Genomic DNA, 19222 nt, shown 5'->3' with positions numbered 1-19222 from the left:
TATTATCTCCGATCGAAGTTGGAGAGCATTCCGTCGAGGGTTGTGAATCGGTACCGTACTCGCGCCGGATCTCCGGTGCTCATCGAGATGGACTGCTCGAACCTGGTGTCATTGGACATCAGGGCCATGAATCCGCTCACGACTGCTTCGCGCTGGGTGATCAATGCTTTCAGTTGCTGTGGGGAGCGTCTGGCGAGTGTGACTCCGAGTGCTTCGAACAGTGCCTTGTTGATGGGGAAGCGGTTTGACTTGGCGACGTAGCGTTTACGAAATGCGTAGGGTCCGAATATCTCTTGCGCTGCATTCATTGAACGAGTGAATTCTAACTTGATATGATCTATTTCGCTGTCAGGCAGGTTGTTGATCTGTTGCATGCTCTTGCGCAAGAATTGATCAAAATCCTTTTCTCCGTAGGACTTTGGATCGATGAGAAGGAATGCGATGAAGCGAAGTACCATCTCGCGGTCAGCCATGCGACTGCTGGCCACCGACCCATCGGTCGCAGCCAGGAACTCGAACGAATCGGCAAGCTCGGCCAAAATTCCGCGTGCTGGGCCTGGAATCAATGCGTGGCGCAACTCCTGCGTGGTCAGTGGCAGGCCGCCAGTATTTAGGCGCGCGAAGATATTAAACTTCGCTGCATCCGGAGTTCCTAGCCTGATCAAGTGGAGTACGATCTCGGTTTCCTCCAGTCGAGTTTGGAGGTGTCCGGGCAGATCCTCGAAGCTCGCGCCCTCGAAGGCGAGATAGTTCAATCCCTTGAGCTTCAGCGGTTGGAATGGTGTCAGCTCCGGTGCCATGAATCGGGCAATGGATGTCAGCCGTTGGATACCATCCACGATCGCCCAGGCGTCATCCTGGGTTTCCGCAGCGTAGAAAGCGGGCAAGGGAATTCGGAGCAGCATCGATTCGATGAGCCGACTCTGGTTGTCGTCGTTCCAAATCCCGGCAGCGCGCTGGAAATCCGGTTGCAGGTCGATCTTTCCGCGCTTCAACCGAGACAGCACTAGATTGATCGTCGGTGTTCGGGTCAGTACATCGATCTGATTCGGGTCGTAGGGCTCGACCGGGCCGTTCGAGTTCTCCCGCTCGACGTCCACGAGTTCGCCGCTGACGCCCAACTCCCGGAGCATCGCGAAGGTCTGAAAGTCGGCGTCATGCTGCTGCGCCATCGGCGTCGGCTTCTCCTTGTTGTTCGGGGTCTCTCAGCGAACTGTACAAGGCGACTATGCGACTATGCGCCTGATCGGATGCGGCGGTGTGCCTCGATGGCCTCGAATTTGGCCAGGTTGTGGCGGGCGTCGGCGAGCGCGTCGTGCGCGTCCTTGGGGATGGGCGGCAGGGCCGGGCTACCGTGCTGTACCCAGTGCTGGCGCAGTTCATTGGTGTAGCGGGGGAGGGCGTTCGGGAGATCGACCATCGAACCCCACAGTTGGCACAGTGCCACGTGGTCGTATGCGCCGACCCAGGCCCAGAGTTCGGGTTCGACACCGGGGCGGGGGAGGAAGAAGCGGTAGAGGTCCTCGCGGATCTTCTCGCGGCTGCGCCACAGGTGCGACGAGCGCGGCGGCAGCTTCGGCAGCACATTGCGGCGCACGAATGGCCCGGCCTTGCCGGCGTCGAATTCTGTTGATACCGCGTAGTATTCGCGTCCGTCTTCGCACACCACGGCTATCGAGACGAGGTCGATGGTCGAGCCGTCCTCGATGAATTCCGAGTCATAGAAATAGCGCAAGAGAACGGACTCTCCTCGGTTCCGGCCGTGGCATTCGCCTGCGACGCTGGGATGCGGACGATCCGGGCAGATCCTCCGGGGTTCCAGCCTAGGTTCCCGTTCGTCGGCGGTGACTCGCAGCCCGCGTCAAGATCGGTTCGTACGGTGTCAGGGATTCCAGCCCTGGGTGTAGTCCACGCGGTTTGCCGCGGTCCGTATTCTGAACCTGTGAACTGGACCGTCGACGTACCGATAGATCGCTTGCCGGAACTTCCACCGTTGCCTGCCGAGCTGCGTCGGCGTCTCGATGACGCCCTGACTCGCACCGCGCTGCAGCAGCCGTCGTGGGATCCGGAGCAGGCCGCCAAGATGCGCACCGTCCTCGAATCGGTGCCGCCCATCTGCGTACCCGCCGAGGTGGAGGAGCTCAAACTACGCCTGGCCGAGGTGGCGCGCGGTGAGGCCTTCCTCATGCAGGGCGGTGACTGCGCGGAGACCTTCGCCGACAACACCGAACCGCATATCCGCGGCAATATCCGCACCCTGCTGCAGATGGCCGTGGTGCTCACCTACGGCGCCAGCCTGCCGGTGGTGAAGGTGGCGCGCATCGCGGGGCAGTACGCCAAGCCGCGCTCCTCCGATACCGATTCCCTCGGCCTGATCTCCTACCGCGGTGACATGGTCAATTCGCTCGTCGCCGATCCGGCTGTGCGCGAACATGATCCGTCGCGTCTGGTGCGCGCCTACGCCAACGCCTCGGCCGCCATGAACCTGGTGCGCTCGCTCACCTCCGCGGGCATGGCCGATCTGCACAAGGTGCACGACTGGAACCGCGAGTTCGTGGCACAGTCCCCGGCCGGTGCCCGCTATGAGGCCCTGGCCGCGGAGATCGACCGCGCACTGGCCTTCATGAAGGCCTGCCGCGTCAATGACCCGAACCTGTCCACCGCCCGTCTCTACGCCAGCCATGAGGCGCTCGTGCTCGATTACGAGCGCGCCATGCTGCGCCTGAGCTCGCATCCCACCACGGGCGAACCGGTGCTCTACGACCTGTCCGCGCACTTCCTGTGGATCGGTGAGCGCACCCGTCAGCTCGACGGCGCGCATATCGCCTTCGCCGAACTCCTCGCGAACCCGATCGGTCTCAAGATCGGCCCGACCACCACGCCCGAACAGGCCGTGGAGTACGTCGAGCGCCTGGACCCCAACAATGAGCCCGGCCGCCTCACCCTGGTCGCCCGCATGGGCAATCAGAAGGTCCGCGAGGTGCTGCCCGCGATCATCGAGAAGGTACAGGCCACCGGCCACCAGGTGATCTGGCAGTGCGACCCCATGCACGGCAATACGCATGAGACCTCGAACGGCTACAAGACCCGCCACTTCGACCGCATCGTCGACGAGGTGCAGGGCTTCTTCGAGGTGCACCACGCCCTCGGCACCCACCCGGGCGGCCTGCACATCGAGCTCACCGGCGAGAACGTCACCGAATGCCTCGGTGGTGCACAGGACATCTCGGACCTGGACCTGGAGAATCGCTACGAGACGGCCTGCGACCCCCGCCTCAACACCCAGCAGTCCCTGGAACTGGCGTTCCTGGTAGCGGAGATGCTCCGCTGAGCGAATCGCTCAGTGGCACAACGAAATAGGAATGCGCCCGATCCTGACGGATCGGGCGCATTTCGTCCGTAGAAGTCCGAAGGGGATCTAGGGAATCGCTACGAGGGTGACTGTGGAGCCGGATTCGATATTGCCGAGCGTGCTCTGGGAGATGACGATCGAGCTTTCGTTCGAGGCCAGTTGGCGCACAGTCACTTTGAGGCCGAGGGCTTCGAGTTTGGTGCGGGCGGCGGCGACATTGGAGCCCAGCACGCTGGGGACTTCGACCGCGTTGTTGATGACGAGTGTTACGCCGTCACCGGATTCGACCATGGTTCCGGCGGCGGGATCGGTGCTGATGACCTGACCGGCCTTGATCTTGGCGTTGAACTCGGATCGGGTGTCGCGGATGGTGATTCCGGCCTTCTGCAGGATGCCCTTGGCCTCGTCCTCGGTCTTGCCGCTCAGATCGGGGAGTTTGACCGGCGCGGATCCCTTGCTGCGGTACACCTTCACGGTGCCGCCCGCGGGGAGTACGGTCCCGGGGCCCGGATCCACCTTGGCGAGTGTGCCTTTCGGGGCCGTGCTGCCGATCTCCCCGGAGTCGACCGGCGTCAGCCCCGCGTCTCTGATCGCCTTGGTCACGCTCGAAACATCCTGTCCGGGTGTGACATCCGGGACTTTCGGTTTACCGCTGGAGACCAGTACCGCGACGGTCGACCCCTTGGTGACCTTGGTTCCGGCCGCCGGATCGGTGCCGACCACATTGCCCAGCGGAATGATGTCCGACGCCTTCTGTCTGGTCTCGGTCTTGAAGCCCGCGTCCTGTAGCGCGGCGACCGCGCGCTGGGTGTCGAGTCCGGCGATGGACGGCACCGCCGAGTATCTGCCGACTCCCAGCCACCAGCCGCCGATGCCGAGCAGCAGGGCCAGGGCGACCACAATGCTGAGCCAGATGATCACGGTCCGCCGGGATTTACCGCGATCCTCGATGAGCTCCGAGCGGTGTCCGCGATCGGGTTCGCGCATGTCCTGCCGAGTGGGTGGGGCGTACTCCGGCGGAATCTCCCTGGCGGCGGTCATGACTCGGGTCTGCTGATGCGGTGGCACCTGCATGGTCGGCGGATCCGCGGGAATGCGCGTGGTGACATCGGCGGCCCCGTAGGGCGCGTGCCGCGCGGGTTCGGGGGTGTACGGGGCCTGCCGGGCGGCGGCCGGAGTCGGGCCGACCCGGTGGTGGGCGCTGAGGTGCTCGGCCGATTCGGTCGGCGACGGCACCCGGTAGTCAGGGAGTCGCAACTCGCGGGCAATCCGGCGTAGTTCCCGCGCCATCTCGGTGGCATCGGCGAATCGATGCGAGGGTTCGCGCGCGGTGGCGTGCGCGACCAGTTCGTCGAATTCCGGTGGGACCCCGGAGATGAGCTGGCTCGGGCTCGGCACATCCTTCTCGACCCGTTGCAGCGCAACGGAAATGGAGGTGTCGCCGGTGAATGGGGTACGCCCGGTGAGCATTTCGAAGATGAGAATGCCCGCCGAGTACACATCACTGCGGGAGTCGGCGCTTCCGCTGGTGACCTGCTCGGGCGAGAGGTACGCGGCCGTGCCCAGAATCACGCTGTCGGAGGTGATGTTCGCCGCGGCGACCGCGCGCACCAACCCGAAGTCGGCGATCTTGACTTCACCGGAATCGGAGATGAGCACGTTCTCGGGTTTGATATCGCGGTGCACCAGCCCCGCCGCGTGCGCGACGCCGATGGCCGCCAGCACCGGTTCGGCGACGGCGCGCACCGCGTGCGGCGGCATGGGTCCGCGCTCGCGCAGCAGTTCGCGCAGGGTGCCGCCCTCGACCAATTCCATGATCAGGAATGGATGATCCCCATCCACGCCCTGGTCGTACACCGCGACCAGCCCGGGGTGTTTGAGCTTGGCAACCGCGCGGGCCTCGAGTTCGAAGCGGGTGAGGAATTGGGGGTCGGCGGCGAACTTGGGGTCCATCACCTTGATGGCGACCGGTCGGTCCAGACGGGTGTCCACCCCCCGGAACACCATGGACATACCGCCGCGCGCGATCGGCGCGTCGACGCGGTAGCGCCCTTCCAGCATCTCGCCGATCAACTGCGAACCCTTCCGATTTCCCTGTCGCCTTGCGCGACTGTGACCCGATGGTAGTCGGGTCGGGGTGTGATGCGGCGGACGTGGCACGACAGACTACCGTTGTAGCCGTGAGTGCCATCCCCTACAGCAATGATGTCCTGCCGGATTCGGTAACCGTGCTTCCCCTGCCCGACGTGGCGGACCTGCTCGGTTTGTCCGTTACCCGAGTGCACCAGATGCTGCGCGAACATCAGCTGATCGCGGTCCGCCGCGACGGCGTTATCGCCGTCCCGAAGGAGTTCTTCGACTCCACGGGCGAGATCGCGAAGCATCTCACCGGCCTGATCACCGTCATGCGCGACGGTAAATACACCGATGAGGAAATCCTCGAGTGGATCTACACCGAGGACGAATCCCTACCCGGCCGTCCCATCGACGCCCTGCACGGCGACCTCGCCCGCGAGGTCATCCGCCGCGCCGCCGCCGACCCCTTCTGAGTCGGCCCCCGGCGCGAGGGGCACGGGAATCACGGTCTGTCGCTGCGGGGTCGGAGTCTGAAAACGTGACGGGTGCAATTGCTCCCCGATCAAAGGACTCCGCTCGATGCGTGCTCTTCTTCCCGCACTTCGTACCGCCGTCGTGATGACGGCTCTGGCCGGGGCGGTCGCCGGTGGCTCCGCCGTCGCCGGTGCGTCCGCTCCGGCCGGTGGGGTTCCGCTGGAGGTCGCGACTCCGGCGGCCCAGCCGAGTGATGCGCAGCCCATCTACGCCAATACCACCGGGAGTGCGGTGCTGGATCTGCTGACTCTGTTCGGTGCGCCGACCGGGAGCGTGCAGAAGCCGTGCGCGCCGATCTACATGTGCCCGATGTAAGCGGTGCGGTGGCGGGGACGGTTCGCCGTCCCCGCCATTTTCATGCCCGGCGCAGGTCCGAGGCGAATTCCCGTGCGGCGACGCGGAGGCGGCGACGCCGGGGGACGGCCGCGCGGTGGGTGAAGACGGTGTAGTCGGTGCGTTCGATCTCGTCCAGGATCGCACTGTAGAGGGTGGCGGCGGTGCGGATGGCGGGCCGCACGCGCGGGGCGAGCAGGTCGATGCCGGGGGTGGCGTGGCGGTACATGCCGCGGTTGATCGCGATGAGATGCGCCAGGACGCGGCGGACTCGGGGGTCGGTGCGGCCGGTGTCCCGGCAGTGCTTCAGCAGGTCGTCGTCCACGCCGAAGGCGGCGAGTTCCTCGGCGGGCAGATAGATGCGGCCCCGGTCGAGGTCCTCGGCGATATCGCGGAGAAAGTTGGTGAGCTGGAAGGCTTCTCCGAGCGCGGCCGCGGCGGGTTCGGCCTCGGCGACCGGGACGACGGTGCCGAGGACGGGTAATAGTTGCAGGCCGATGGCGGCGGCCGAGCCGCGCATGTACTCGCGCAGCGCATCCAAGGTGGGGTAGCGGTCGCGGTATTGCGGACCGCCGGGGATATCCATGCGCATGGAGTCCAGGAACACCCAGAAGTGTTCGGGGGCAATGGAATACCGCAGGATCGTATCGGAGACGGCGAGCAGCACGCGGTCGTCGCAGGTGCCGGGTGCGCGCACCAGCCGCCCGCGTAGCTCGTTCTCGATCCGGTCCAGTTGCTCCGCAGAGTGTTCCGTACGCATTGCCGCGCCACTCTCGTCGACAATGTCGTCGACCATGCGCGCGAACGCGTACAGCGCGTGCACGGCGGGTCTTCGCTCCGGTTCCAGCAGTCGGGTCGCCAGGAAATAGGTGCGCCCGTGCTCGGCGGCGATGCGGCGGCAATCCCGATAGGCGAGTCCGAGTTCCACCGAACTCATGCCGGGGTGGGCGGCGGATTCAACGTCGCCGGATGATGCGCGTGCGCGCTGAGCTTGAGCGGGTCGATGGTGCGCAGTGAGACCGCCGCGACCACGGCCGCGAAGGTCGCCAGCGCGACATGCCAGAAGCTGTACAGCCCGATCGACCCGTCCGGCTGGAATACCAGCATGAGCCAGGTACACAAGCCGACCAGCACCTGCAATGTGGTGGTGGACAGGGCGAATCCGGCGGCCAGCGCCAGCGGCCACGAGTAGTACCAGGGCAGCGCGGCGGGCGAGAGGATCACGATCGCCACGAAGGCCACGGTGATACCGAAGACGGCTTCCTGCTCGGTATGGCGGAACCGCCACCACGCCCACACCAGAATCGCGACCAGCGCGACCGCACAGAGTGTGCGGGTCACCGACAGCACCGATTCCATCCGCAGCGGGGTCACCCAGGTGATCATGTGCGCCAGAATCGTCGGCAGCGACAGCCAGTTGATGATCTTCTTCGAACCCGACAGCGCGGTCAGCCAGCCGATACCCACATCGGCGAGCGCGGAAGCGGCCGCGAACACCACCCCGAATACCGCGACGCCGAGCCCGGCGATCTTGGCGAACATCAAAGCGGGATGCGGCAATTCGCCCTCACCCTGGGCGGCGCGCCGCTCACGTTCGTGAATCATCCAGATCCACACCAGGAATGGCAGTGCGATACCCGCGGTCGCCTTCACTCCGACACCGATGGCGACGACCACGATTCCGGCCACATGATGATGTTCGAGCACCAGCGCGATACCCGCCGCCATCAACCCGACCATGAGCATCTCGTTGTGCACGCCGCCGATGAGATGAATCAGCACCAGCGGATTGAGCACCGCCAGCCACAATGCGGTGGTCGGCTTACCGCCGAGGTGTTTGGTGAGATGCGGTACCGCCCACATCATCAGCGCGAGACCGGGCAGCATGACCAGGCGCAGCGCGATCGTCCCCGCCACCACATTGTCACCGGTGATGGAGGTGATGCCGCGCGCCAGCAGCAGGAAGATCGGCCCGTACGGTGCGGTGGTGGTGGTCCAGACGGGGCTCACATTGTCCAGCAGCACACCGGGATTCACCACCGGCCCGACCTGATACGGGTTGAATCCGTCGCGCAGCAGCGCGCCCTGCGCCAGATACGAGTAGGCGTCGCGGGAGAACATGGGCACCGCGAACAGCAGCGGGAAGATCCAGATTCCGACAATGGCGCGCAGTTCGGTCAGCGTCACCGTGGCATTGGGGACGGTGCCGAGCGTGGCCCGGCCCAGTCGCACCCACGCGGTGATCATGGCGAGCACACCGATCCAGACGAACACCGTGGACAGCGCGTATCCGTGTCCGAAGCGCAGCCATGACAGGTGCGCGGATTCCAGCAGCGGATCATTGCGGCGCACACTGCCCGCTCCGAAACCGCCGAAGGTGATCATGAGCGCGCCGAAGAAGCCGAGCAGTGCGGCCTTACCCTCGGGGCTGCGCGCGAAGTCGGCCCAGTTCCGCACCCAGCGGTACGGCTCGGCGGCTTCGGTAACGCGGGGCTTCGGATCGAGAGTCGTGGTGGTGACGTCCATATCGGGGGTCGGCATTGGTGGGCGTTCCCCCCGGAAAGGTCGGCGGCTCCGGCCGCGTTTGGTGCAGGACGCCGGTCAGTCTAGTGGTTGTACGCCGTTGCCACCGCCCCGGCAGGGGAGGATGCGGGCCGGGCATGTCGTAGATCACCAACGATGCGGGTCGCGGCCAGTTTTCCGGACAGCAGCACGGTCGGAACACCGACTCCGGGGACGGTACCGGTGCCGGCGAGAACGACATTGTCGCGGCCGGGTACCAGGTTCCGGGTGCGGAAGGGACCGGTCTGCCGGAACAGGTGTGCGGCCGAGAACGGGGTGCCCGCCAGCATGCCCTTGTTCTTCCAGGTCTGCGGGGTGTCGACGATATCGACGCGGAAGTGCTCGGAAATGCCTTGGTAGCCGCGAGCTTCCAAGGTTTGCAGCAGTTCACGCAGGTAGTAGGGGGCCAGTTGGTCCCAACTCAGGGGCGCGGCATCGAGGTTCGGGCAGGGGGCCAGCAGCGACAGCGGCTCGTAACGCGTGGTGTCGGTGAGATGGCCCGCCGCGTTGATGCGCTGTTCGGCCCGATCGATATACAGCGTCGGATCGGTGAGCGCGGGCCGGGTCAGCAGCAGCGACGGATCGCTCATGAGCCGGCCGTGGCCTTTTCGCGCCGCGATCTCGATGAAGGTGCGATCCCACTCGCGGCCGAAGTCGATGGTGTGATGCGCTTGAATCGGCCAGGCGGCGGCGATGTGCGCGGGGATGGTGCCGTGCGCGACGACCGCGGAGGGGGCGGCGCGCAGGCCGCGACGGTGACGCAGGCCGAAGGTCCGCAGTGAGCCGATATCGGCGGTGAGGACCACGGCATCACAGGGCAGCGTGCGACCGTCCGCGGTTTCGACGGCGGTGGCGCGGCGGCCCGTGTAGTCGATTCCGGTGGCCTCGGTATTCAGTTCGAGCGTTCCGCCCGCGGCGGTGAAGGCGCGCGCCAGCGCATCGGCGATGGCACGCATGCCGCCTTCGGGGTACGAAACCCCGAGGCAGGTATCCATATACGGAATCGCGCCGTACACCGCGAGCGCCTGATTGGGGGCCGTCCCCGCGAACAATGCCTGGAAGCTGAAGAGCCGCGCCAGCTGTTCATCACCCATGATCTTGCGTACCCGGGGCCCGAGTCGCCCGAAAGCGCCCAGCCGCACCAGTTTCAGCAGCGCGGTCCGCTTCTCCGGATACCGGACCATGTCCAGGGGTGAGTCGAAATTGCTGTCCATGAAGTGCCCGAACTCGGATTCGTACACGGCCTCCAACCAGCCGCGCAGTCGCCGATACCGTTGCCCCGCAGCGGCATTGCGCACCCGGGTGACCTCGGCGGTCATCTCCTCGGGATCGGAGTACACCCCGACGCTGGTGCCGTCGGCGAATCTCGCCCGATAGGCCGGGGCCAGATCGATGATGCGCAGTCCCACCGACTCCCGGGTGTGCCCGACGGCGGCAAGTGCGTCGTCGATCAAACCTGGCACGGTGAGAATCGTTGCCCCGGAATCGATCTCGTAATCGGTCCCGCGATACAACCCGACCCGCCCGCCGGGATGATCGGCCCGCTCCAGTACGGTCACCTGTCGTCCCGCACCCACCAGATGCAGCGCGGCCGCCAGCCCCGACAGGCCGGCGCCCACCACCACGACCCGATCGGTCGGTCCCGCAACGGTTTTCATCGCTCAGTAGGCCCGTGCGGTGGCGGCCATGGCCATTGCTCGCAACTGCTGCTTGGCATCGGTGGTGGCGGTGCTCGCGTCCAGCGCGGTCAGCGCGCGGTCTGTGAGGTCGGTGATGCGGGCCTCGACCGCGTCCACCGCACCGAGATCGGTGAGTATGCCGCGCAATTCGGCAACCTGTTCGGGGGTGACATCGGTACCGAGACTGCCGCGCAGCAGGGCCGCCGCGGTGGGTGCGGTGGCGTCGGCGCGGCTGAGCGCCTCGGCGATGAGCACCGTGCGCTTACCCTCGCGCAGGTCGTCACCGGAGGGCTTACCGGTCACCGCCGGATCACCGAATACCCCGAGCAGGTCGTCCCGCAGCTGGAAGGCGATACCGATATCGGTGCCGAATTCCCGGTAGGCGGCGATCAATTCGTCATCCGCGTCGGCCAGCGCCGCACCCAGATGCAACGGCCGCTCGATGGTGTACGCGGCGGTCTTGAACCGGTTGATCAGCAGCGCGGCCTCGACGGATTCATCCCCGCCCGCCTCACCGTGGATATCGAGAATCTGCCCGCTCAATACCTCGGTCCGCATGGCCGACCACACCGGCGCGAACCGGCGCTCCTGGCCGGCGTCCAGCCCGGCGCCGCGCGTCATGTCATCGGCCCAGGCCAGCGCCAGATCGCCGATGAGGATCGCGATGCTGGCACCGTAATGTGCCGGATCGCCCGCCCACCGACCGTCGCGATGGCGCGTCTCGTAATCCATGTGCACGGTGGGGAATCCGCGCCGCGTGCGCGAGGAGTCGATGATGTCGTCGTGAATGAGCGCGGCCGCCTGCACCAATTCCAGTGCGGCACAGGCGGTCAGCACCGCATCGGCCTGTGGATCGGTGGCGCTGCGCCCGGCTCCCAGCCATCCGGTCCAGGCGAAGGCGGGCCGGGTGCGCTTCCCGCCGCGCAGGACGAACTCTTCGAGCGCGCGCGACGCGTCGGCCACCACCGGCCCCAGCGGTGCCAGAATCTCCTGCCTGGTCACGAAGAATTTCGCGAGTCGCTCCTGCACGGCGGCGACGAGTGATCCCGCGCCGACCGGCTGACGTGTCGGGGTTCCGGGTCCGGCGGACAGAGGATCCTCCTGTGGTGTGGCCGTACCTGGGTGCGGCGCCTGCACGGGTCCCGCCCGGACATCCGGCAACCACTCCCGATATGAAACGCAGGTGATGGTCGCCGAACAGCCGACGCCGCGAACCGCAAAGGTCGCGCGCGCGGGGTTCGCCGACGACTCTACTGTCCCGGCCCGCTCAGCAGAGCAACCGGTCGTGCTGTTCCGGTGATCTCACATGGCGGGACACGACCGCCCTGCGCTGGCCGTATTGTCCGCTTCAACGCGGGAAATAGGGTGTCTGCGCAGGCTGTGGGGTCGGGTCAGGGGAGAGAGGCTGGTTGTTGCCCTTAAACTGGGTCGGTGAGTTTCGACAATGTACAGGGATATTCGACCCCTGGCCGAGTTTTCCGCACACCGCAAGGGTCCGGAACTCGCTCGGTGATCCAACAGCTCGGGCCGCGCCCGGACGGGTCGGTGCCGTTCTCCGTCGAGTTCAATCCGCCGCGTGACGCGGCCGGTGAGGCACGGCTGTGGCGGGCGGCGCGCGAGTTCGAGCGCCTGCATCCGGCATTCGTATCCATGACCTACGGTGCGGGCGGTTCCACCCGCGATCGCACGATTCGGGTCACGGGGCAGCTGGCGCGCGAGACCACACTGCTGACGGTCGCGCATCTGACCGCGGTGGATCACAGTGTCGCCGAACTGCGTTCGATCGTCGGCGCGTACGCGGATTCGGGTATCCGGAATCTGCTGGTGCTGCGCGGCGATCCGCCGGGCGATCCGCTGGGGGACTGGGTCAAGCATCCCGAGGGCGTCGAATACGCCGAGGAATTGGTGCGCATGGTGCGCGATCTCGGCGACTTCCATGTCGGCGTCGCCTCGTTCCCGCAGGGTCATCCGCGCTCCAGCGACCTGGATCAGGACACCGGCCATCTGATCGCGAAACTCCGTGCGGGCGCGGAGTATTCGATCACCCAGATGTTCTTCGATCCGGAGCACTACCTGCGCCTGCGCGACCGGGTCGCCGCATTGGACCCGGCCGAGGGCGATAAGCCGATCATCCCCGAGCTGATGCCGATCACCTCGCTGCGCACGGTCGAGCGTGCCGTCGAACTCTCCGGCCGCGAACTTCCCGTCAAGGTCCTCGAACGCCTCCGCAAGGCGGCGGGCGACGGTCCGGAGGAGAACCGCGCCGCCGTACGCGCCGCCGGAATCGAGATCGCCACCGAAATGGCGCAGACCCTCATCGACGAGGGCGCACCCTGCCTGCACTTCATCACCCTGAACTTCGCCAAGGCCACCGGCGAAGTCCTGGCGAACCTCGGCTACACCGTCTCGGCCAACTCCATCTCCGCCTGATTCGCACCCGGCATGCCGGGGGAAATGTCAGAAATGTGCTGGTCAGCCGAGTATCGTGCGACCTCGACCGCGATGTTGAGGAGCCACAATGCCCGTGTTGCAGAACCTCGTCCGCTTCGCGGGCGCCGTCACAGCCTGCGCCCTACTCGCCACCGCCAATCCGGCAACCGCCGAGCCACCCTCGGCTCCGGCGCAACCCGCAGCACCTTCGAATGGTGTGAACGGGAACGGCGCAGCCCCACTGACCGATCCCGGCACGGCTGCGAATGGACTCGGCGCGGCCGCACCCGGTCGTCCCGACGCGTCAGCGGCGAACGGACTCGGCGCGGCCACGACGAATTCGACCGGCGGTGCGGGGGAGAGCGTCAGCGTAGCGCTGGCGCGAGGCGCGGCGGCCGCCATGGCGGGTGGCCTCAGCCCCACGGACACCGCAGCCGCGGTGAGCGCTATCGCTCGCGCCACACAGACCGCAGCACCCTCCGACTGGTTCGCCGCCTACGGCGAAACCCTGGACGGGCTACAGCAATTGGGCGTGCAGCCGTTCCTCTATCCGACCGCCGCACCCTTCTGTCTCGGTGGCACGACGCTCGGTTTGGCTCCCGCCATCGCGGGCACCGTACCCGGACCATGGCCGAAGTACGCGGTACCCGTTCCGGGCCTCGACCTTTCGGCCGTCAAGGCGGGCCAGGCCATGTTCGCCTTCGTGCCCTACGGCATCAGCCCCGACGGCGCCGACACCTCCGGCATGCAGGTCGTCTGGCTGAACCTCACCACCGGCAAGAGCGGTTTCGCCCCCATGGGCTCCCTCACCCAGGTCCTGAACGGCATGATCCCGCCCCAGGTTCCCACCGAACTGCGCCCTCTCGTAGAACAGGCCGTCCACAATTTCTTCCTGAGCGCACTCCCGGTAGGCGGAGTTCGCGCCGTCCCCGTCGACACCGGCTCGGGCACAGTGCTCGCCGCCATGTTCGGCGTGGTCGACAACGCCGGCCACCCCTGCTTCTTCCTCCCCACCGTCGGCGTCACCCCGGTCCCCTAACCGGAGTCAACGACTACCGTTGAGCGGCCGCCCTTTCCACCTCAGCCCACCCCTGCAGTGGGCAAGGTGGGATCGGGCCGAAAGCCCCAAATAGCAGGCCACCGAAACCGGATGAACCAGCGCCGCAAGGACATCCGAGCCCGCGAGCCTACCCGCGCATGCCCTCTTCTCGGTCGACCGCGCCAGTAGCCGACCTGCGACTGCGGCTGCGTAGCCCAGCAGCCCTGTCCAGCGAATCCGTCCCCGGCCCGCGAGTGCGGCCAGGGGCGGGAGCCAGTAGGCGAGTGCGGCGGCGCTACCGACAGCGGCGCTACCGGCGATCCCGCCGTAGGCCGTCCACAGCCACTTCTGGTACCCCTCGTCGAGTTCCTTTGCGCCCCGGTACATCCGGGTGGAGGCGATCCGCCCGCCCGCGACGAGTGTGGTCCGCCGCCCGGACCGGCGCAGCTCGCGCGCAATGGCGAGGTCCTCGGTGATCCGGTCTGCGACAGTGGCATGCCCACCGATCGCTCGATAGTCGGCGGCGTCGAACACCAGGAACTGTCCGCAAGCCACGGCCATCGACGGTCGCAGGGTCGAATTTCCCAGGGCCACAGGCAGTGTGGAGGCCCAGGACCAGCACAGCAGTGGCTGCACTATCCACTCGGCGACGGATTCGGCCCCTTGGGACGGCCATGGGCACACCAAACTTGCTCTTGCGCGCCGTAATTCGCCGATCGCGGCGGCCAGCGCACCGGCGGTCAACCGCACATCGGCATCCAGGAAGACGAGAACCCCGGCGTCCGCATCCGCGAAATCCGCGAGCTTCGCGCAGGCGGCGTTCTTCCCGGTCCAGCCGGGTGGAGGGGCAATATCGTTGCGCAGCACGGTAAATCGGCCGTCGCCGTCGATCGCGTCGATGGCCGCGCGATAAGTGTCATCCCCGGAGTCGTCGTCCAGAATGAGCACCCGCAGTTGTGGAACCCCTTGCTGCGCACGCAGATCCGCGATGAGCCCCGGCAGTCGATCGGCTTCGTTCCGGGCGGGAACGCACACGGTGACCGGCTCGGTCACCTCGGCGGCTCCATCCCGTAACTGCCGCAGGGTGATTCGATTCACCAGGGCGGTGGCCGCGCCTATTCCCGCGATCACCGTCCCCGCTCGTACCGCGAGTTCTCCGGTGCGGATCACACCCGCGTTTCGCGATTGCCCTTGATCCAGCGCGCCGCGCGCACGTACTTCGGCGGATCGGGGTTCCGGGTCATGTACGCCAGCACCGCGACCACGGCCGCCACGGCCAGGGTGATGCCGCCGACAATGCCCGCCCAGCCGGCAAAGGATCGCGTATTCGGGTCGGAGTAGCCGACTTCGGCGCGCAGCGTGCTCACATCGCCCGCGGGCAGTTTCCAGGTCACCACCGAATCACCCTCGCGGGTGCCGTTGGTGGTGGCCACGCGCGCCGGGAACGCGACGGTGAACTGCACATCGGAGCCGTGCGGCGGCAGGCTCTTCAAATCCACCCGCCCGGTGAGGGTGACCAGATCGCCGACCCGATTGAACTGCAGCGTGAACATGCCCTGCGTCTGATCGGAGAGTGATCCGAGCTGCTGTACCTCGCCGAAGGTGAGATCGTCGAAGTACACCTGGCTGCCGACGTACCCGTCCTGGGAGTACGAGTCGACGCGCACCTTGCCGGAGAGTGCGTCGGGCGTTTTCAGTTGTGGCCCTTTGTCCTTGTCGTTCTGCGGGACCGCCGCGGCGACAATGCGCCCCGACACCCGGTCATTGGAGGACACGCCCATCGACACCTGTACACGCAGGCATCCGGTGAGCATGACGGCCAGCGCCGCGAACAGCATGACGGCCGCTATCCGCATCCACCGGCGCGGTCGCCGGGTATTCGGCTCCGGCGTCGTGGAGTCGAGCAGGTCGTCGGCTGTGGAGGTGATCGGACTCGGCACGGCTCACATCGTGCCATGGCCCAGGGGACACAGTGTGATTCGACGGGCCATGAGCCCCCGAACCAGCGGAATCCCCAGCACCCCGAGCCCCGCGAACCCGTAGATCGCCGACACCGGCAACCCCAGGAACACCGCATGGGCCAGCGCCGATCCCAACCAGGTCCACAGGAATACGGCCACCGGAACCACCCGGGCCTGCCCGCTGTCGCCCGCGGTCCGATCCCACAACTCCAATAGCGCCGCCATCACCAGCGCCACCGCCAGCCACCCCAGATAATTGGTGTACGGAATCTGCCCGAGCCCGGGCAGTCCCGGCGCTCCCGCGGTCCAATGCCACTGCCCATCCGCCACCATCTGCGGATCCAGGAACAGATCCCACCCGACGGCCCCGAGCGCGGTAAGCGAAACCCGCACTCCCACACGCGAACTCAACAGCCCGGCCACCATCCACACCGGATAGATCCCCCCGGTCCAAGCCAGCGGCACGACCAGCGGCACCCCCGCCACCTCGGCCCCCAGCCGCCCACTCGCGTACTCATAAGCCCCGAACGGCACCCCCGTAGCCGTCCCCACAATCTCGGCCACCAACCCGATCCCCGAGATGATCACCAATAGCCCAGCGGCCCACCGCACCCCACACGTCACCCCCGCATGCACCAGCGCCGCCATCGCCGACAACACCACCACCGCGACGGTCACCCGATCCCGCCCCACCCCATCTGCCAACGGATAAGCGATCTGCACCAAGACCAGCAACACCGCGGGTACAGCGGCCGCGATCACCGATCGATTGAACTTCACGGTCCGAACTTCGACTAGCTCGGTCATCGCCGAGGTAGCCGGAGCCGGGAGGGGCGGAGATCGCGGTGCACTATGCGCGCGACGCTGCGGCCACTGGCCCCGGAGACGCCGCCGCCCGGGTGCGTGGACGCGCCGGTGAGGTAGAGCCCGGGCGCGCCGGGTACACGGTGCTGCGAGAGTTCGGGGAGCGGTCGCCACATGAACATCTGGTCCAAGGACATTTCGACGTGCATGACATTGCCGCCGAGCAGGCCCATTTCGCGCTCCAGGTCGACGGGGGTCTGGACGAAGCGGTCGCGGACGGTGGCGGCGAAACCCGGTGCGTGCGCGTCGACTTCGGCGATGATGCGGTCGCCTTCGCGGTCGGCGTGGTCGCTCCAGGAGCTGCCGTCGGCCAGTTCGTAGGGATGCCATTGCGCCCAGAGCGAAAGTTGATGTTCGCCGGGCGGGGCGATGGTCGGGTCGAGGGCGCTGAAGCTCATGGCGAGTACGCAGGGGCGCGGCGGGAGATCGCCCGCGAGCGCGGCACCGTGCGCGCGCCGCAGATGGCGGCGATCCGTCACGAGAAGTTGTAGCCCGTGGGCCGATTCACCGGTTTTCGCGCCCGGGTACTCGGGTAGCGCGGTGGCGGCGGCGCGCACGACCATCCCGATGCCCGGTCCGACGCGAATCCGGCGCCGCCAGTCTTCGAGGGTGTCCGCGTCGAATCCACCCTGTTCCAGCAGGTTCAGCGTGGTGAGGATGTGTGAGCCCGCGATAACGGTGTCCGCGTACAGTTTTCGCCCGTTCGCGGTCTCGACCCGCCAGCCCTTCCCGGCCCGTGTGAGCGAAATCGCGGCGTCCCCCGGGCTGATCGCGCCACCATCGGCACGCAATCGCGCCACCAGTGCCGAGGTGAGCGCCCCACTACCGCCGACTGCCCGCCCCGGCGGCAGCGTATGCATGAGCGCCGCGAACCCGACCATGGGCGCGGACCCGGGCTCGGACATGGGTGGTCCGGACTGCGCGCCCCACCATGCCAGCGCCGCTTTCAGTCGCTCGCTGTCGAAATAACTGTCCAGCAGCGCATCTCCGCTCTGCAGGAACTCCCGCGAAAGCGCACTTCCACCCCCCTTGGCGTCAAGCCCCCAGAACGACTTCAATAATCGCCCCGGAGTAGGCGTCCCGGAGAACGACCGCATGACCCGAGCCGTCCGCGGCCCCCACACTCGCACGAATCTTCGATACGCGTCGGCATCGCGTGCCCCGCAGGCGGCGGCGATGGATGCGCAGGTGGCCTCCACATCGCGATGGAACACGATCGGCGCCAGGTCGGTCCCGGGCGGCGCGGGCGCGAAAGCCCAAGGGTCGCAGTCGATATACCGCAGCCCGAACTTCTCCAGCTCGAGCTCCTCGATGATCCCGGTATGCCGGATCATGATGTGCGCCGACGACCCGCGATCCACCTGATGCCCCGGAAACCGCTCCACCGTCGAAACCGCCCCGCCCAGTACGGTATCGCGCTCCAGCACCTCGACCGCATGCCCGTCCCGCGCCAGATAACAAGCAGCGACCAGCGCATTGTGCCCCGACCCGATGATCAGCACGCTCACCGCCGGACCTCGTTCCCGTACATCTCCACTGCCGGCCGCGCCCCTACGGCCGAACCCATCCATGCGAGGTCGTCCCCCGTCATCCCGGCATGCTTGTGGCCGGGATCCACACCGGCTGTGCACCAGCGGGTTTCGGCCGATTCGCGCCGCTGCCCCGCCGGTCCGGCCGAGCGGTCGCGCGACAGCACTCCCGGCGTGGCCCTCACAGCGGCAGCCGCCGCCCCAGCACCGCGAATTTGCGGGTATCCCCGGAGAAGATGAAATGTCTTACGACATCACCGAATCCCTGTCGCCGGTACAGCTTCCAGGCACGGTTGGCCTCGGCGTCCACCTCGGGCGTGGACAGCAGCACCATGCCCTCGGGCCGGTTCTGCAGCAGCCGGGTGAGCAATATCTCTCCGATACCGCGCCCCTGCGCGGCCGGGTGCACATGCAGTTCGGTCAGCTCGAAGTAGTCCGAGAGTAGTTCGCGCGCAGCGTGTTCCGGCCATCCGGTGCGCCGCATACCGCTGTACACCTGCTGATGCCACCACTGATGCGGCGCGCCGCGGTACCCATACGCGATGGCCACGATGGGTGCGGTGCGCAGGTCCAGGCGGCCGTCGTCGTCGGGTAGCACCGCGGCGACGGCTTGCCAGCCGGGCCGGGTGGTGTGCTCGGTCCACATGGGCGCGCGCTGGTGTTCGGTGCCGCGCGGGTAGTCCATGGCCGCGACATACACCGAGAGGGCGTCGTGCAGCCGGGCGCGCATGGTCGCTGCCGACAGGTCGACGACGACGGGCGCGGGCGTGGTGTTCGGGGTGACGGCGGTCATCGGGCAGGCGCAGCTCTCGTTGGCGCGGACGGTTGGTCCGACGATAGCGCCGTTCTCGACCGGTGTTGCC

At 66.9% G+C, this 19222-nt stretch carries 17 protein-coding genes; 5 read left to right on the top strand and 12 right to left on the bottom strand.

Annotation, left to right across the window (positions count from 1 at the left end):
• Positions 1–2: 2 nt before the first annotated feature.
• Together GFY24_RS35080 and GFY24_RS35075 are read right to left on the bottom strand one after the other, a co-directional pair.
• Positions 3–1172 (bottom strand): DUF262 domain-containing protein, encoded by a 1170-nt coding sequence (locus GFY24_RS35080; RefSeq protein ID WP_153809409.1) that lies wholly within the window; start codon positions 1170–1172, stop codon positions 3–5.
• 62 nt (positions 1173–1234) lie between these two features.
• Complete coding sequence (locus tag GFY24_RS35075; protein ID WP_153809408.1) at positions 1235–1735, bottom strand: polyadenylate-specific 3'-exoribonuclease AS; 501 nt, start codon at positions 1733–1735, stop codon at positions 1235–1237.
• Between the two features lie 207 nt (positions 1736–1942).
• Between GFY24_RS35075 and GFY24_RS35070 the strand changes: the two genes are divergently transcribed.
• Positions 1943–3331 carry a class II 3-deoxy-7-phosphoheptulonate synthase gene (locus GFY24_RS35070; protein WP_309231700.1) on the top strand — a complete coding sequence of 463 codons (1389 nt, stop codon included), beginning with the start codon at positions 1943–1945 and terminating at the stop codon, positions 3329–3331.
• Between the two features lie 87 nt (positions 3332–3418).
• On the opposite strand, the gene pknB is transcribed toward GFY24_RS35070, so the two are convergent.
• Positions 3419–5425: a Stk1 family PASTA domain-containing Ser/Thr kinase gene (pknB, locus tag GFY24_RS35065; protein WP_153809407.1), complete on the bottom strand. Its 2007-nt coding sequence runs from the start codon at positions 5423–5425 to the stop codon at positions 3419–3421.
• Positions 5426–5532: 107 nt separating this feature from the next.
• Between pknB and GFY24_RS35060 the strand changes: the two genes are divergently transcribed.
• Complete coding sequence (locus GFY24_RS35060) at positions 5533–5901, top strand: Rv2175c family DNA-binding protein (protein ID WP_309231699.1); 369 nt, start codon at positions 5533–5535, stop codon at positions 5899–5901.
• A gap of 106 nt (positions 5902–6007) precedes the next feature.
• The gene (locus GFY24_RS35055; protein WP_153809405.1) at positions 6008–6277 is read left to right on the top strand and encodes a hypothetical protein; all 270 of its coding nucleotides are present in this window, start codon (positions 6008–6010) and stop codon (positions 6275–6277) included.
• A gap of 40 nt (positions 6278–6317) precedes the next feature.
• On the opposite strand, the gene GFY24_RS35050 is transcribed toward GFY24_RS35055, so the two are convergent.
• The 4 genes from GFY24_RS35050 to GFY24_RS35035 all read right to left on the bottom strand — a co-directional run bounded on the left by GFY24_RS35050 (position 6318) and on the right by GFY24_RS35035 (position 11673).
• The gene (locus GFY24_RS35050) at positions 6318–7232 is read right to left on the bottom strand and encodes a phytoene/squalene synthase family protein (protein WP_153809404.1); all 915 of its coding nucleotides are present in this window, start codon (positions 7230–7232) and stop codon (positions 6318–6320) included.
• Positions 7229–8836: an alpha-(1->6)-mannopyranosyltransferase A gene (locus GFY24_RS35045; protein ID WP_228566956.1), complete on the bottom strand. Its 1608-nt coding sequence runs from the start codon at positions 8834–8836 to the stop codon at positions 7229–7231. The genes GFY24_RS35050 and GFY24_RS35045 overlap by 4 nt, the downstream gene beginning before the upstream one ends.
• A gap of 65 nt (positions 8837–8901) precedes the next feature.
• Positions 8902–10515, bottom strand: a complete 1614-nt coding sequence (crtI, locus tag GFY24_RS35040; protein WP_153809403.1) for a phytoene desaturase family protein — start codon at positions 10513–10515, stop codon at positions 8902–8904.
• 3 nt (positions 10516–10518) lie between these two features.
• Positions 10519–11673: a polyprenyl synthetase family protein gene (locus tag GFY24_RS35035; protein ID WP_375336145.1), complete on the bottom strand. Its 1155-nt coding sequence runs from the start codon at positions 11671–11673 to the stop codon at positions 10519–10521.
• A 294-nt stretch (positions 11674–11967) separates the two neighbouring features.
• On the opposite strand from GFY24_RS35035, the gene GFY24_RS35030 reads away from it, so the two are divergent.
• Complete coding sequence (locus GFY24_RS35030) at positions 11968–12966, top strand: methylenetetrahydrofolate reductase (RefSeq protein ID WP_309231698.1); 999 nt, start codon at positions 11968–11970, stop codon at positions 12964–12966.
• Between the two features lie 88 nt (positions 12967–13054).
• Positions 13055–14005, top strand: coding sequence for a hypothetical protein (locus GFY24_RS35025; protein WP_153809401.1), 951 nt, complete (start codon positions 13055–13057; stop codon positions 14003–14005).
• Between the two features lie 6 nt (positions 14006–14011).
• Here the strand turns inward: GFY24_RS35025 and GFY24_RS35020 are convergent, their stop codons facing one another.
• From GFY24_RS35020 to GFY24_RS35000, 5 genes are all read right to left on the bottom strand, one after another.
• Entirely contained in the window at positions 14012–15172 is a 1161-nt protein-coding gene (locus GFY24_RS35020; RefSeq protein ID WP_375336147.1) for a glycosyltransferase, read from the bottom strand.
• Positions 15172–15861, bottom strand: coding sequence for an LppM family (lipo)protein (locus GFY24_RS35015; protein WP_153809436.1), 690 nt, complete (start codon positions 15859–15861; stop codon positions 15172–15174). The genes GFY24_RS35020 and GFY24_RS35015 overlap by 1 nt, the downstream gene beginning before the upstream one ends.
• An 87-nt stretch (positions 15862–15948) precedes the next feature.
• A complete protein-coding gene (locus GFY24_RS35010) occupies positions 15949–16773 on the bottom strand; it encodes a carotenoid biosynthesis protein (RefSeq protein WP_153809399.1) in 825 nt (274 codons plus the stop codon).
• Entirely contained in the window at positions 16770–18338 is a 1569-nt protein-coding gene (locus GFY24_RS35005; protein ID WP_309231695.1) for an NAD(P)/FAD-dependent oxidoreductase, read from the bottom strand. Before GFY24_RS35005 ends, GFY24_RS35010 begins: the two co-directional genes overlap by 4 nt.
• A 202-nt stretch (positions 18339–18540) precedes the next feature.
• Positions 18541–19152: an N-acetyltransferase gene (locus GFY24_RS35000; RefSeq protein WP_153809397.1), complete on the bottom strand. Its 612-nt coding sequence runs from the start codon at positions 19150–19152 to the stop codon at positions 18541–18543.
• Positions 19153–19222 lie beyond the last annotated feature (70 nt).

The organism is Nocardia sp. SYP-A9097 (assembly GCF_009649815.1).
Lineage (GTDB): Bacteria > Actinomycetota > Actinomycetes > Mycobacteriales > Mycobacteriaceae > Nocardia.
This window is presented reverse-complemented; position numbering and strand designations above follow the sequence as displayed.